Origin of the sequence: Algoriphagus aquimarinus (genome assembly GCF_007997215.1) — a bacterium.
GTDB lineage: Bacteria > Bacteroidota > Bacteroidia > Cytophagales > Cyclobacteriaceae > Algoriphagus > Algoriphagus aquimarinus_A.
This window is the reverse complement of record NZ_VORW01000023.1, coordinates 12,843-27,965: the sequence shown is the minus strand read 5'-3', so window position 1 is coordinate 27,965 and position 15,123 is coordinate 12,843. Positions and strand designations below refer to the sequence as shown.

At 40.0% G+C, this 15,123-nt stretch carries 16 protein-coding genes; 5 read left to right on the top strand and 11 right to left on the bottom strand.

What is annotated here, in order from left to right:
* Positions 1–15: 15 nt before the first annotated feature.
* Positions 16–1,128 carry a serine hydrolase domain-containing protein gene (locus tag ESV85_RS19670; RefSeq protein ID WP_146920664.1) on the top strand — a complete coding sequence of 371 codons (1,113 nt, stop codon included), beginning with the start codon at positions 16–18 and terminating at the stop codon, positions 1,126–1,128.
* A 16-nt stretch (positions 1,129–1,144) separates the two neighbouring features.
* On the opposite strand, the gene ESV85_RS19665 is transcribed toward ESV85_RS19670, so the two are convergent.
* From ESV85_RS19665 to groES, 3 genes are all read right to left on the bottom strand, one after another.
* On the bottom strand, positions 1,145–1,534 hold the full coding sequence (locus ESV85_RS19665) for a response regulator (protein ID WP_146920662.1): 390 nt from the start codon (positions 1,532–1,534) through the stop codon (positions 1,145–1,147).
* Positions 1,535–1,705: 171 nt separating this feature from the next.
* Positions 1,706–3,334, bottom strand: a complete 1,629-nt coding sequence (gene groL, locus ESV85_RS19660; RefSeq protein ID WP_146920660.1) for a chaperonin GroEL — start codon at positions 3,332–3,334, stop codon at positions 1,706–1,708.
* 39 nt (positions 3,335–3,373) lie between these two features.
* Positions 3,374–3,652 carry a co-chaperone GroES gene (groES, locus tag ESV85_RS19655; RefSeq protein ID WP_086542933.1) on the bottom strand — a complete coding sequence of 93 codons (279 nt, stop codon included), beginning with the start codon at positions 3,650–3,652 and terminating at the stop codon, positions 3,374–3,376.
* Between the two features lie 213 nt (positions 3,653–3,865).
* On the opposite strand from groES, the gene ESV85_RS19650 reads away from it, so the two are divergent.
* On the top strand, positions 3,866–4,576 hold the full coding sequence (locus ESV85_RS19650) for a hypothetical protein (RefSeq protein ID WP_146920658.1): 711 nt from the start codon (positions 3,866–3,868) through the stop codon (positions 4,574–4,576).
* 104 nt (positions 4,577–4,680) lie between these two features.
* On the opposite strand, the gene secG is transcribed toward ESV85_RS19650, so the two are convergent.
* The 8 genes from secG to ESV85_RS19610 form a co-directional block, all read right to left on the bottom strand.
* Positions 4,681–5,046, bottom strand: coding sequence for a preprotein translocase subunit SecG (gene secG / locus ESV85_RS19645; RefSeq protein WP_146920656.1), 366 nt, complete (start codon positions 5,044–5,046; stop codon positions 4,681–4,683).
* Between the two features lie 12 nt (positions 5,047–5,058).
* On the bottom strand, positions 5,059–6,447 hold the full coding sequence (locus tag ESV85_RS22590; RefSeq protein WP_223276055.1) for a hypothetical protein: 1,389 nt from the start codon (positions 6,445–6,447) through the stop codon (positions 5,059–5,061).
* A gap of 33 nt (positions 6,448–6,480) precedes the next feature.
* Complete coding sequence (lptE, locus tag ESV85_RS19635) at positions 6,481–7,020, bottom strand: LPS assembly lipoprotein LptE (protein ID WP_146920654.1); 540 nt, start codon at positions 7,018–7,020, stop codon at positions 6,481–6,483.
* The gene (locus tag ESV85_RS19630) at positions 7,004–8,293 is read right to left on the bottom strand and encodes a sigma-54 interaction domain-containing protein (RefSeq protein ID WP_146920652.1); all 1,290 of its coding nucleotides are present in this window, start codon (positions 8,291–8,293) and stop codon (positions 7,004–7,006) included. The genes lptE and ESV85_RS19630 overlap by 17 nt, the downstream gene beginning before the upstream one ends.
* Entirely contained in the window at positions 8,293–9,768 is a 1,476-nt protein-coding gene (miaB, locus tag ESV85_RS19625) for a tRNA (N6-isopentenyl adenosine(37)-C2)-methylthiotransferase MiaB (protein WP_146920650.1), read from the bottom strand. Before miaB ends, ESV85_RS19630 begins: the two co-directional genes overlap by 1 nt.
* A gap of 134 nt (positions 9,769–9,902) precedes the next feature.
* Entirely contained in the window at positions 9,903–10,949 is a 1,047-nt protein-coding gene (gene dinB / locus ESV85_RS19620) for a DNA polymerase IV (protein ID WP_410488867.1), read from the bottom strand.
* A gap of 46 nt (positions 10,950–10,995) precedes the next feature.
* Positions 10,996–12,246 (bottom strand): anthranilate synthase component I family protein, encoded by a 1,251-nt coding sequence (locus tag ESV85_RS19615; RefSeq protein ID WP_146920648.1) that lies wholly within the window; start codon positions 12,244–12,246, stop codon positions 10,996–10,998.
* A 61-nt stretch (positions 12,247–12,307) separates the two neighbouring features.
* Entirely contained in the window at positions 12,308–13,030 is a 723-nt protein-coding gene (locus ESV85_RS19610) for a YceI family protein (protein WP_146920646.1), read from the bottom strand.
* A gap of 137 nt (positions 13,031–13,167) precedes the next feature.
* Here ESV85_RS19610 and ESV85_RS19605 point away from each other — a divergent pair, with 137 nt between their 5' ends.
* The 3 genes from ESV85_RS19605 (at position 13,168) to ESV85_RS19595 (ending at position 15,118) form a co-directional block, all read left to right on the top strand.
* Positions 13,168–13,680 (top strand): gamma carbonic anhydrase family protein, encoded by a 513-nt coding sequence (locus tag ESV85_RS19605; protein WP_146920644.1) that lies wholly within the window; start codon positions 13,168–13,170, stop codon positions 13,678–13,680.
* Positions 13,681–13,866: 186 nt separating this feature from the next.
* Entirely contained in the window at positions 13,867–14,286 is a 420-nt protein-coding gene (locus ESV85_RS19600) for a hypothetical protein (protein ID WP_146920642.1), read from the top strand.
* Positions 14,287–14,404: 118 nt separating this feature from the next.
* Positions 14,405–15,118: an esterase family protein gene (locus tag ESV85_RS19595; protein WP_146920640.1), complete on the top strand. Its 714-nt coding sequence runs from the start codon at positions 14,405–14,407 to the stop codon at positions 15,116–15,118.
* The last annotated feature ends 5 nt before the right edge of the window (positions 15,119–15,123 follow it).

Below are 15,123 nucleotides of genomic sequence, written 5' to 3'. Positions count from 1 at the left end.
GAATATTAAATTTCTATGAAATATTTAAATGATTATATAAAGCATTTCTTTTTGGGGTGCTTTATTTTACTTTTTTATTCCTGCGCCGAAGCTCAAAAACCCTCGCCCAATACATCGAAACTTTATTTTCCCTCAACTGAATCATCTCTGTGGGATAAGCAATCTGCGGCTGAATTAGGCTGGGATGGAGTGAAATTTGCGGAATTTCTAGCTTGGTTACCTACGCAGGACACCAGAGCTTTTATCATTCTTAAAGACGGTAAAATAGTCATTGAAGAATACTGGGGCGATAAGCTTACAGGTGTAGGGAAAATGGATGAAAACTCTTATTGGTATTGGGCATCTGCTGGAAAAACACTCACCGCTACTTTGGTGGGTATCGCCGAAAACAAAAAATTGCTGAATACAACCGACAGAACACAGAAATACCTTGGAGAAGGCTGGACATCACTAACCAACAGTCAAGAACGTGATATTCGATTAATTCATCAGCTTATAATGACTACAGGATTGGATGATGGAGTCGCAAATCAGGATGATACCAGCCCATCTTCTTTAGTATTCCTAGCTGAGCCAGGTAAAAGATGGGCCTATCACAATGCTCCTTATACCTTATTAGAGCAGGTCGTTCAAAATGCTTCTGGCCAAAGTTTTCAAAATTTCTTTACTGAGAATTTAGGAGGAAAGATAGGTATGAAAGGTTTTTGGCAGAAAACCGGAGAGAACAATGTGTTTTATAGCGATGCGCGATCCTTTGCTAGATTTGGACTTTTGTTGCTTGCTGACGGAAACTGGGATGGAAATCAGATTTGGTCTGGTGACTTTTTTGATGAGCTGTCGCAGTCTTCTCAAAGCCTCAATCGAAGCTACGGCTATCTTACTTGGCTGAATGGAAAGAGCTCCTATATGGTCCCTCAGTCTCAAACGATTTATCCTGGGATGCTAGTGCCAAATGCTCCAGCTGATATGTATCAGGCAATGGGCAAAAATGGGCAGTTCCTGATGGTGATTCCTTCTGAAGGGTTAGTGATTGTCAGAATGGGTGGAGCAGGTGATAACTCGCTGGTTCCATTTCTGCTTATCAGAGATATTTGGGAACGACTGGGCCCTGTAATAGGAAAGTACTAGTGTCTTGTTTGAGGGATTATAAAATCCCTTGATTTCTAATTTCCTCGATTTTTCCAAGGGTAAGGGGCTTTTCCAAAAATCCAGATACAATTTCATAGCCCTGAGCTTTGAACCTGTCCTGGTAATCAATAGAACTGGAAAGAATTACTATTTTATCCGATCTGTGTCCATATAATTCCAGGTATTTATCAAGAAACTCCCAGCCATTCAAGACAGGCATGTTAATATCTAAAAAAATGAGAAGCGAGTGTTGTGGCTCAAAATCATTGAGTTTGTCTAGCGCTTCTTCGCCTTCTAGAAATTCCACGATATTCTCAGAAATGCCAATTTTCCCAAGTAGCCTTTTATTTATAAGGTTATTTATGGGATCATCATCCACTAGAAAAATTGTGTCAAAATGGGTCATTTAGATGATTAAGGTAGAAAAAAACCGTTTGGTGAAGCCAAAATACAATTAATACCGATTCAAGAAAAATGATTAACTACCTTTTTTATTTTAAGGTGAATTAATTTGGGGTGTAAAGTAAAAAAAGGAGATCCATTGGATCTCCTTTTGTATTATTTACTAGGGTGATGATTACATCATGCCACCCATTCCGCCGCCACCCATTGGAGGCATAGAAGAAGAATCTTCTTTCTTATCAGCTACTACACACTCAGTAGTCAAAAGAAGTGCTGCAATAGATGCTGCATTCTCAAGAGCTAAACGAGTTACTTTAGTAGGATCAATTACGCCCGCCTTGAATAAGTCTTCGTAAACATCCGTTCTAGCGTTGTAGCCATAGTTACCTTTGTGCTCTCTGATCTTATTGATCACTACAGAAGGCTCACCACCTGCATTGGAAACGATAGTTCTCAATGGAGATTCGATAGCCTGTCTGATGATGTTGATACCAGTATCTTCATCTTCGTTAAGACCTTTAAGGTTGTTAAGTGCTTCAGCAGCTCTTACAAGTGCTACACCACCACCAACAACAACACCTTCTTGTACTGCTGCTCTAGTAGCATGAAGTGCATCGTCTACACGGTCTTTCTTTTCTTTCATTTCTACTTCAGTAGCAGCACCGATATAAAGGATGGCTACACCACCAGAAAGTTTAGCAAGTCTTTCCTGCAGTTTCTCTCTGTCGTAATCAGAAGTAGTTTTGTCTATCTGAGCTTTGATTTCAGCGATTCTGCCTTTGATAGCAGCTTTATCACCAGCACCATTCACTAGAGTAGTATTGTCTTTGTCAATATTGATTTTCTCAGCTCTTCCAAGCATATCAATAGTTGCATTTTCTAGTTTGAAACCTCTTTCTTCAGAGATTACTGTTCCACCAGTAAGGATAGCGATGTCTTCCAACATTGCTTTTCTTCTATCACCGAAACCTGGAGCTTTCACAGCAGCTACTTTCAAAGCGCCTCTGATCTTGTTCACTACTAGTGTAGCAAGAGCTTCGCCATCTACATCTTCAGAGATGATAACCAAACCTTTGCCTGACTGAGCTACTGGCTCAAGAACTGGAAGCAATTCCTTCATCGAAGAGATCTTCTTGTCGTAGATCAAGATGTAAGGCTGCTCCAATTCAACTTCCATTTTCTCCGTGTTAGTCACGAAGTAAGGAGAAAGGTAACCTCTGTCAAACTGCATACCTTCTACAGTTTTCACATCAGTTTCAGTACCTTTTGCTTCTTCTACAGTGATCACACCGTCTTTACCTACTTTTTCCATTGCGTTAGAAATCATTAAACCGATTTCCTCATCATTGTTAGCAGATACAGTCGCTACTTGAGCGATTTCCTTAGAAGTAGAGATTTGCTTAGAATCAGCTTGTAGTTGCTTCACTACCGCCGCTACAGCTTTGTCAATACCTCTTTTAAGATCCATTGGATTAGCTCCGGCAGCTACGTTTTTGATACCTACACCGAAGATAGATTGAGCAAGGACAGTAGCAGTAGTAGTACCGTCACCAGCGTTGTCAGCAGTTTTTGAAGCTACTTCTTTCACAAGCTGAGCGCCCATGTTTTCGATTGGCTCTGCCAATTCGATTTCTTTTGCAACAGATACACCATCTTTAGTGATAGTAGGTGCACCGAATTTTTTGTCAATGATCACATTACGTCCTTTAGGACCCAATGTTACTTTTACTGCATCAGCAAGTGCATCAACGCCTTTCTTCAGTTGGTCTCTTGCACTTGTGTTGAAAAATAATTGCTTAGCCATATTGTTAAGTGTTTTTTGTTAACGATTAGGGATGATTAATTAAAGGATTGCAAAGATGTCTGATTCTCTCATGATCAGATAGTCACTGCCTTCTACGCTCAATTCAGTTCCTGAATATTTACCGTACAATACTGTATCGCCAACTTTAACAGTTAGTGGCTCATCTTTTTTACCGTTACCTACTGCCACTACAGTTCCTTTCTGTGGTTTTTCTTTAGCGGTATCCGGGATATAAAGTCCAGAAGCTGTTTTCTCTTCAGCTGCAGCAGGTTGTACCAAAACTCTATCTGCAAGAGGTTTGATGTTCACATTTGACATAGTATAAATTCGTTTAAGGTTAGATTAAAATGTACTTGCCTATTAGCACTTCCTGTGCCAAGGAAAGAATTGGGTTAAAGGCTGACAAATCGGCTGTAATTGATTGTGAAAAGAAGGAGGAAGGCTGTTTTTTTTGGCAGGAGAGCCTGACATTTTTGCTCTTCTCGCTTCAGAATTGTCAGAAATTCGTAATTTATATCCAAAGCTATTCTTATGACAACTCTACCGAAAAACTGGATTACCGAAGGCCATATTGATTTCGAGTATAAGAAGTATCAGTTGTTGGCCTATCTGCAGGAAACGAACAAGCATTTTAATGCAATGAAACTCTACCCTGTGCTCTCTGATTTGATCGATCACTATCGCGATTTGAATGAATTGAAATCAGGTAGCTCAGAGATGGATAAGCTTTTTCCAAAAACCTTAGATTCCATTGATTTTCAAAAAGGTAAGTTGAATTACCATTCTAAAGTAGGCGAAGACGGCATAATGAAGGAACTTTCCATGATTACTGAATTCGCATTGCCAAAGCTGGTTTCACAAATTGAAGAGGGGAAGACGATTTACGATTATGTGGAAGATCAATTGGAATTTGAACCGGTTGGTATCGTTCCAATCTATAATCAGGAAGGTTATATTTTGCTGTCTAGAGAGCAAAATAAGGAAGTTCATGCTTTTCGCTACAAGTCAAGTTTGCTGCATTTTGCCGGTGAAAAATTTCGGAGTATAAGCATGTGGCTGGTAGGAGTTTTTCAACGCAGCTTGGTCAATACGCTAGAAAAAATAAAAATGGATCTGATCCGAGAGATCAAGGAGCTTCCAAATCCTGCTACTTGGAGAATCCACAGTCAGCAAGAATTCCCGATCGAAGAGACACTCATTCCAATCAGTAAGCGGCTTCTTCTAAAGTCTGTGACTAGTTAGCTTGAGCTCAATAGCACGGTTTGAAAAGTTCGTAAAGAGATATAAACTGAAAAAGTCTGCCCGGTAAGGAGCAGACTTTTTAATGTCGTATGAAATTATTCTACTTAGTTTCCTGAAGTAGTGTCAGTCTCAACTGGAGTTTCTTCAGTGGCTGCTGGAAGTAAGCTTTCTGACTCACCAAAAGTAGGAGCAACTACTTGCTGCTTAGCGCTATCAATGTTTGGAGAAGAGAATTGGTTGGATTGTGCTCCTGTATAGAAGGCAGAAGATGCCAACGATAATGCAAGGATTGAGATAGCCAGTATCCATGTAGCTTTTTCAAGCACATTTCCAGTACGGGTAACACCCATGATTTGAGAAGCACTACCGCCAAATGCTGCACCAGCTCCACCTTTAGAATTCTGTCCAAGGATAACCAAGATTAGCAATACCGCTAAAATTAGAATAATTGTAATCAATAAAGTAAACATATAATGTGGGTGTTAATCTTTCAGTTTTTCGATCAAGTCCGCAAAGTAAGTCCTTTTATCCGGAAACTTCAATACCAACTTCTCATAAATTTCTTTAGCTAATTGCTTCTTGCCCTGTTTGGCAAGAATTTTCGCGTAAGACTCTGACATCAATTTGTCATTGATCTTAGTACTGGCTGCTGCGAGGTTCTCTGTATTCTGATTTGCTTCAATCTCTTTGATCGTTGCAAGTTTGATATCTTTTTTGCTAAACGCCTTGATCAAGTCAATTTGCTCGATCGTCTTTTCGTCAACAATTACTCTTTTCTCTTTTCTCCTGATCGTTTCGATCAGATCATCTTTCGGAGGTTTTCTTCTTCTAGGTTTTGGTTTCACTACTTCTGGAGTTACTTCCTCTTTAGCAATAGGGGTTGGTGTAGGTTCTGACTTTTCTTCAGCTTTAACTTCTATTTCTGGAGTAGTTGTTTTAGGTATAACAACTTTTTCTTCCGCCTTCTCAATCAGTGTTTTAAGCCAAATTCTATCTGGACTTGTGATAGCTGCATAACCTATAGAGGGAGTTTTTTCTGTCCCATCTTTCTGGAATTCATAGCGAGCTGTAAGGATATGAGGGATTTGAAAATAAGGGAAATTATCCTGCACCTTCTGAAGCTGCAGAATCTCACTGCGATCTAAAGGATCGGCTTTTTGGATTATTTCTAAAAATTGGGCTGCGTTCACGGGAATATTTCTTTTGGCTTGAATATAGGTAAAATACGAGTTAGCGACTGTTGATGTGAAGATATCTTGTATGATAGTGTAAATCTCATCTATCAACTCCTTTTCCATGTCAAGGAAAGTAGTAGTTCTTGGATCGTAATCCTTGAAAAACGTGAAGGGTCTTTTTAAAATTTCTTCTTCATTTGATGTGCTGATATATTCTACATCAATAACAATCGTTAAGCGCATGGTGGCAGCACTTAGATTAAATATAGTTTGAGCGCTGCCTGCTGCAAGTTTCTCATTATTCTGGTTTGCTTCGATCTCTTTGATCGATTCTACTTTGACTTCTTTTTTGCTAATACCTTTGATAAGGTCTGTCGGCTTATTCTTCTCATCTACTAATACTCTTTCCTCTTCTTTTTTGCTCGTTTCTATCCCATCCTCTTTAGGAGTGACAGCAGTTTCTTCCTTCTTTTCTATCAGAGTTTTAAGCCAAATTCTATCTGGACTTGTGATCGCTGCATAGGCTAGAGCCGAAGTTTTTTCAGTTACATTATTCTGATATTCATAGCGGGCAGTGATGATATATGGAATTTGAAAGTAGGGGAAGTTTTCCTGAACCTTCTGTAATTGCTGTATCTCACTGTAATCTAAAGAATCTGCTTTTTGGAGTATTTCTAAAAATTGGGCTGAGTTCAATTGAATATTCCTTTTAGCTTTAATATAATGAAATTACCAGTTAGCAACTGTTGCCGTGAAGATATCCTGAATAATGCTGGTGAATATTTCGTCTACTAAGTCATTTTCCACATCCAAAAAGGTCGTAGTCCTCGGGTCATAATCCTTAAAAAAGGAAAATGCCCTTTTTAAATTTTCTTCTTCGTTAGTGGTGTTGATGTATTCCACTTCCACACTGATAGTCAGTCGCATATTACCTGCACGATCCGGGAGATTTGGATCCCCACTGGATACAGCAGCCTGAGGAGTCAGCGTGTATCGTGTGATCGCTCCCATGAATTGCAGATTACCATTCGACCGCACCAATTCTAATTGGGTATTTCTTTGGTAGTATTCTTTAAGCGCTTCAGTGAATTTCTGCTGAATATTCGCCGTTCCTCCGCCGGAATCATTGAAGAAGTTGTCTACTGTGAAAGTCTTCACTTCTTCATAATTAATATTGGTACCTGTGAAGCTGTATTTGACCGCACAGCTTTGGAAAAGGAAAAAGACCAATCCCAGAATAAGGAGCGTAAGTTTATTGGTCAATTTCATATTGTTTGATCTTTCTGTAAAGTGTGCGTTCTGATATCCCTAGATCACTTGCTGCATATTTTCGCTTATTATTGTGCTTGCGCAAAGCTCTGAGAATCATTTCTTTTTCTTTCTTTTCTAGCGAAAGCGAGTTGTCATCTTCTTCATGAATGATGTCCTCAAAGGCATCATGCTCATAATCATCCTCGTTTGATGTGTTGGGTTTTTTAGAATCGATCACTAAAGGAACGTAACTAGAGCTGGATTCCGTACTTTCTTTACTGCCAAATCCACTATCCATGTCTTCAAAAAGCCCCTGATGCTTTTGGATGATATTTTGATTCAGTCCGCCATTTTGATATGTTTCCAACACAAGTTTTTTCAATTCAGTCATGTCTTTTTTCATATCAAACAGTACCTTGTACAACAAATCTCTTTCAGAGAAATCTGAAGCCTCACTATTTTTACCCAAGCTTGGAAGTGTCATAGGAAGGCGGGAATTGTCTGAAGGAAGGTAGTTAGCCAAAGTAGAAGCATCTACTTCCCGCTCATTTTCCAAGAGAGATATTTGCTCCGCAATATTTTTCAGCTGACGAATATTGCCAGGAAAAGAATAACGCATCAAAGCTGCCTGACCTTCGGGATCTAAGGAAATTGGGCGAACATGATACTTCTCAGCAAAGTCTGAAGTGAATTTTCTGAATAGCAAAACCATGTCTTCACCACGCTCTCTCAGTGGAGGAACAAAAATCGGAACTGTATTGAGCCTGTAATAAAGGTCTTCCCTGAACTTGCCCTTTTCTACCGCATTGAGCAGTTTGACATTGGTAGCAGTGATTACGCGGACATTCGTTTTGAGAACTTTGGAAGATCCTACTTTGATGAATTCCCCGTTTTCTAGTACACGAAGCAGTCTTGCCTGTGTGCCAAGAGGCATTTCGCCGATTTCATCAAGGAAGATAGATCCGCCGTCTGTAACTTCAAAATATCCCTTTCTGGATTCATGGGCGCCTGTGAATGAGCCTTTCTCATGACCGAAAAGTTCGGAATCAATGGTTCCTTCGGGAATAGCACCACAGTTGATAGCTATGAACTTGCCATGCTTACGAAGGCTGAGTGAATGGATAATCTTCGAGAAACTTTCCTTTCCACTACCACTTTCACCCGTGATCAGCACAGTCATGTCAGTAGGAGCGGCTTGCATAGCTACCTGAATCGCATGGTTCAAATGTGGACTATTGCCTATGATGCCGAAGCGCTGTTTGACGCTTTGTATTTCCGGATTAGTAATCATTAATTTTTTGGGTTTATTTCAATCACTTCACCAAACAATGTTGCTGGAGTGCAATCAATGATTTTCACCTTTAGGTAATCACCTTTGGAATAGTTTCCAGCAGGTACGATCACTACTTTATTTGCGGAGTTTCTGCCTTTGAAGTCATTTGCGGATTTCTTCGAAGCTCCTTCTACTAGTATTATCTGCTCTTTCCCGAGGTCTAGTTTGTTTCTCATTAGAGAAGTTGAACTCTGCTTTGCGATGACGTCAGACAGTCTTCGTTTTTTTATTTCTAGAGAAATATCATCTGGGTATTTCTTTGCTGCCAAAGTCCCAGGTCTTTCGGAGTAGTAGAACATGTAAGAAAAATCGAATTTTACTATGTCCATCAAGGAAAGTGTGTCCTGATGTTCTTCTTCTGTTTCGCTGCAGAATCCCGTGATCATGTCGGAAGAGATTCCACATTCTTCACCAAGGATCTCTCTGATTTTGGAAACTCTCTCCAAGTACCATTCACGATCGTAGGTTCTATTCATCATCTCCAACACACGAGAATTGCCACTTTGAGCTGGCAAATGGATGTATTTGCAGATATTATCATACTTCTTTATCGTGTGCAATACCTCATCTGTGATGTCTTTGGGATGTGAAGTAGAGAAGCGCACCCGAAGATTTGGGTCTACCAAGGCAACCATTTCCAATAAATTGGCAAAGTTGATAACTGTAGTTGATTCATCTTCTTTTTTGTTTAGCCGGGCTTTGTTATTCTCTTCAGGAGACCATTTGTAACTGTCTACATTTTGTCCAAGTAGGGTAACCTCCTTAAATCCTCTTGAGAAAAGATCCTTTGCTTCGTTGACGATGGAATAGGGGTCACGGCTTCTTTCTCTACCACGAGTGAAAGGCACGACACAAAAAGAACACATGTTGTCACAACCACGCATGATAGAGACGAATGCTGTTACTCCATTGGAATTCAGACGAACAGGAGAGATGTCTGCGTAAGTTTCCTCGCGGGAAAGAAATGTGTTTACCGCTTTCTGACCGTCTTCGGCTACTGAAAGCAGATTTGGAAGATCTCTGTAAGCATCCGGACCTACGACGATATCCACTATTTTTTCTTCTTCGAGAAGCTTCTCTTTTAGTCGCTCAGCCATGCATCCCAGTACGCCGATTGTCATTCCGGGCTTACTTCTTTTGGCTCTTTGAAAATCAGTGAGACGCTTTCGTACTGTTTGCTCGGCTTTTTCGCGGATGGAGCAGGTGTTGAGAAAAATGACATCTGCTTGATAAAAATCAGAAGTGGTATCAAATCCACCTTCTTTCATGATAGCCGCTACAATCTCTGAATCCGCAAAATTCATGGCGCAACCGTAGCTCTCAATGTAGAGTTTTCGGGATTTGCCTGTGTTTTCATCTGCAGTGATTTTGAAGTCGCATGCTTGAGCTTCCTCTGCTGAGATGATATCTATGTCTGCAATTAAATTGGTCATGTACCTTTTTTCCTTCTTTCGGATGGCGAAATTACTAAAATGCGGACAAAATGGCAGGAAGTATGATTCTTTTATTTTGTTAATAAGCCTAATATTCGCTAATAGGTAAAATAGCCCTGTTTAAATTACTCTTCCTATACTTCAAATGGAATCTTGAGCTGTTCTCCAAAGTGCTGATGTTCTTCGATGATATTGAGATTGGAGATGCCAAGCCCTAGTAAGCGAATTGATTTCTCGAAGGGTTCTTGAGCCAGAAGTTCTTGGGATATCTCCCAGATAAGCTCTTCATCTGGATATTGTTCCTGAGTTTTGCTTCGGGTTTGCTGGGTGAAATCTGAGAATTTGATTTTCAAGGTTACAGTCCTGCCTTTGATCCCCGACTTTTTAATTCGCTTGATTAGCTCATCACAGATTTGCTTCAATTCAGAAAGTAGATCTTCCATCGCCAAGAGATCTTTTTCAAACGTATTCTCTGCACTGAGAGATTTGCGAATCCGATGTGGCTGCACTTCGGAAAGGTGAATGCCTCGAACGATGTTGAAATAATGGATGCCTGATTTGCCAAACTTTCGGGTGAGATACTGCAGGGAAAATTGTTTGAGGTCTTTTCCATTGTGTATTCCCAGGCCACTCATTTTCTCTGCCGTTACTTTCCCTATCCCGAAGAATTTTTTGATGGGTAATTTTTCTAAAAACCCCTCAGCTTCTTCAGGAAGAATCACTGCCTGACCATTAGGCTTGTTCAGGTCAGAGGCGATTTTAGCTAAGAACTTATTATAGGAGACACCTGCCGAAGCATTCAATCCTGTACGCTCTTTGATCTTTTGGCGGATTTGCTTGGCTATCAGAATGGCTGACTTTAGACCTTTTTTGTTTTCCGTCACATCCATAAATGCCTCGTCCAGCGAAAGTGGCTCAACTAGGTCGGTGTATTCGTAAAAAACTTCCCGGATCTGACTGGAAATCTCCTTGTATCGATCAAATCTCGCAGGAGCAAAAATAAGTTGAGGGCATTTCCGAGCAGCCAAGACAGAAGGCATGGCAGAATACACGCCGAACTTTCTTGCTTCATAACTTGCCGCTGCAACTACGCCTCTTGCTGCATTTCCACCCACGACAAGAGGTTTTCCTCGCCACTCGGGATGATCAAGCTGCTCCACCGATGCGTAAAATGCGTCCATGTCCACATGGATGATTTTCCGAATAGGAGGGGCTAATATTTCGTTTTCATTTCCCACCGAGTATTTCTAGGATTGCCTGGGCTTTGAGATTGCATTCCTCATATTCCTGAGCGGCATTTGCATCGTAAGTGATAGCACTGCCCACTCCAAAGTAGAGTTTTTTCACTTCCAGATCAGCTATTATGCTACGAATGATGACTGAGAAATCAAAATCTCCATTCTCTTCAATCACCCCAAAAGCTCCAGAAAACCAACCTCTCTTAAAGCTCTCTAGTTCCTCGATGATTTCCATGGTACGGATCTTTGGAGCTCCAGTCATACTTCCCATTGGGAATGAGGCTTGGATGATATCAGAGAAGCTTACATCTTCTTTCAGCTCAGAAACTATTGTGCTGATCATCTGAAATACTCTAGGCAGAGGATAAATGCCGAATAATTCTTTGACTTTCACTGATCCTGTTTTTGAAACCTTCGAAAGATCATTCCGCATCAGATCGGTGATCATTAGATTTTCGGCTTGTTCCTTTTCACTATTGGCCAGTGTTTTTCTGTTACTCTCATCTTCAAGGGTAGATTTCCCGCGTTTGATAGTTCCTTTGATAGGTTGCGCGATGATTTTGGTACCTGCTCTTTTCAAGTAGCGTTCTGGAGATGCTGAAACTATCCACTGAGACTTAGCTTTGAAAAGGAATGAAAGGGGCATGGGAGAAAGCTCGTTCAACTTGAAATAAGCTGCAATGGGATCCCAAGTTTCAAATGATCCGGAATAAGCTTGGCAAAAATTGCTCTCATAGGTATTGCCTTCAATGATGTGATCCTGAATTTTTTTTACCGTTTTCAGGTATTTCTCCTTAGAGATTTTTGGCTTGACAAGACAGGCTGTGTTTGTTGAGATTGGAAGGTTGGTTCTATCTATTTCTTTCCAGAAATCATCAGACAATTCATTTTCAGAACAGATGTTTTCCCCGTCAAACGCTAAAGAAAAAGAGGGTTGGAAGAAACAGATCTCAGGCAGCTCGAAAAATGGTTTGTTCTCACTTTTGAGCTTTTCTAGTCGATTTTTAAAGTCGTATCCGATGATTCCGACTTTTTTAAAGTTGGTAGATACACTCCAGACATCTGTCTTAGATAATTGAATATTTCCCGCAAAGAACCGTGTAGCAAAAGGTTCTTCTGGATAGTGCTGTCCATTCCCGTTTGTAAAGGCAAAAAAGTCAAAGTGCACGTCTGCCCATCTGCAAAGTTTTTCGATCCATGAGGGATCTGGGATGGGGTAGATGAAGGAGGTGCTTTGCATTGGTAGCACAAAAAAAGAGGAATCCTGTTAGAATTCCTCTTTCAAATGAGTTTGTTATGAATTAATTAGCTTTGACGTCCAATACTAATCCTACATTGTTGTAAACGAATTTGTCTTTTGCTTTGTCAGCTACAGTAGCTTCGTCTCCATAAGCAAGTCCCCAATCAGTTCTATCGATGTTGAAACCAGCTTTAGCAGTTACAGTTCCATCGCCTACATTGATTGTAGCAGGGAACGTGATGTTTTTAGTGGTTCCTCTCATAGTCAAGTTTCCGCTTACCCAGTAATTAGGAGCTTCAGGAGAAAGTTCGCTGTTAGATTTAGGCGTGTTGTCAGAAGCAAATTGCTCTTCGTCTGTAACTACGTCTTCAGCTTTAAATGGCTCAACTGAAGTGATTTCGAAAGTTGCAGTTGGGTGATTAGCTGCATCGAAGAAATCATCTGATAGCAAGTGTGTGCTCATTTTGCCATGCATCTCTGTACCGGCTTCCATATCGTGGATTTCAAGTGCAGTGATGTCAAATGTGAATGATCCGCCGGTCACTTCTGTGCCGTTTACTACGACAGTACCCGTGGTAGCAGGAATTATGCCATTATGCTGACCAGTAGGTTTGTAACCCATCCAAGCAATTTTTGATGCTGCTGGATTCAAAGTCAATGTAGTTCCTTCGGAAGATGCTACTTCTTGAGCATCAGTTGCTTCTACAGTTTCGGCTGGTTTGCTACATGCAAACGCCATCAATGTGGCTGCTAGAATTAGGCCTGTTGGTTTGATAGTTTTCATTGTTCTGAGTTGGTTTTCAAATTTGTGTGTATATACATGTAAACTCAAAGTTTGCCAAAAAGTTCATTACTCAAAAGAAAAAGTGAAACTTTGTTTTTTAGATAGTGATTAATGAACTGAAATTTGTCTTCCGAAAAATGGCACTGTTACTTGATGTGAATAATAAAACTCCCACCTTTGGGACGAGTTGTTGGTTAGCACCAAACGCTACGATTGTAGGTGATGTGATTATGGGAGACAATTGCACAGTTTGGTTCAATGCTGTAATTCGTGGAGATGTTCATGAAATTCGAATTGGCAACAATTCCAATATCCAAGATGGTGCTGTGATCCATTGTTCCTATCAGAAAGCTGGCACTTATATAGGTAATGAAGTTTCAATTGCACATAATGCAATAGTTCATGGCTGTACAATTCATGATCGAGTATTAGTAGGAATGGGGGCAATAGTGATGGATGGAGCGGTGGTTCATTCTGGAGCTGTCATCGCCGCTGGCGCTGTAGTATTGGCAAACACAGTGGTAGAACCAAATTCAATTTATGCAGGTATTCCAGCCAGAAAAGTGAAGGACACAGGTGCGGAAATGGATGAAGTAATCTCAAGAACCGCCAGAAACTATCCTATGTATGCGAGTTGGTATACAACCTGATCCTAGTTTCTACGTTCAGAAAAACGGTCTGCTGTTAATTTTTGACGAAAATCAACTAAATTGATCATAATTCATTTTTATTAGATTTTTTTTATGAAAGAAATTTTTAGAAAACTAAGTAAGTCTTCAAGTTTACTTGTCTTACTTGTCTTATTTATTCTGTTTAATCTTCTTCTCAACTACTTTATGCCCAGAGATTTAGCTCTGGACGTACGCTTTGCTTATTCAGCTAATGAAGCTTATGATTCTTTAAAAAGTATGGGTCCAAAAGTCAGAGAGAATTACCTGATTGTGATTTGGGCTTTAGATACAGCTTACATGGTAGTATACCTATTACTCTTTAGTGCTTTCATGGTCCGGTTCATGAAAAGCAAAGCTCTGGCAATTTTCCCATTCTTAGTTTTTATTTTAGACTTGTGTGAAAATCTGATGGTGACTATTCTATTGATCAAATTCCCTGTAGAAAATCAGGTTTTAGGATTTATTGCTTCTTTTTTCACCACATCTAAATGGCTTGTAGTAGGTTTTTTTTCCGTAAGTTTTATTTCCTATTTGATTAGAAATTATGTTCTTAAAAATCAGCCAGATCTGAATTTAAATAGGTAGCAGCTTAATTTTTTATTAATAAGCTAACCTCAGTTACTTTTCTTTTTAGGAAATTTTGACTAGTATTTGAAAGTGAGAGAAAACCTCTGATTTTTCACTGTTAGTTGAAATTTTATCTATGAAAGAAGAGTATTTAAAATGGTTTTCTCCTAACCTGCAACGGGACGTGGAAATGTTGGTGTTTGGACATGCGGGATACCCGGTAGTGATTTTCCCCACTTCGAAAGGGTCCTTTCACGAAAATCGCGATATGGGTCTAGTGAAATCTGCCCAATGGTATATCGAGCAGGGTTTGTTAAAAATCTATTGTCCCATAAGTAATGATGCCGATAGTTTTTACAATAAAAGTATTCATCCTCATCAGAGAATTCAGCATCACGTAGCTTATGACAAAATGATTTGTCATGAGGTAGTGGAACGTATTCGCCTGAATACTCCTGTTGGTAAAGTTGTAATGGCAGGGTGCAGTTTCGGTGGTTATCATGCTGCAAATTTTGCTTTTAGGCATCCTGGCTATGTTAGCCACCTATTTAGCATGTCGGGTGCATTTGATATTCGGAGCTTCATGGATGGATATCAACATGATGACATCTTTTACAATAATCCACTCGAATACCTTCCTAATTTAAATGACCAAGAACTATGGAAGATGGATATAGTCTTGGGAACCTCTAATTGGGATATCTGCTACGATGCCAATATCAAACTCCATGAAACTCTTAAAGCAAAAAATATAGCTCATTGGTTTGATGTTCGTCAAAATCGAGCGCATGATTGGGAGGTATGGAAGGAAATGTTCCCTCACTACCTCAGCAGAATCAAGTTTAACTAGGTCAA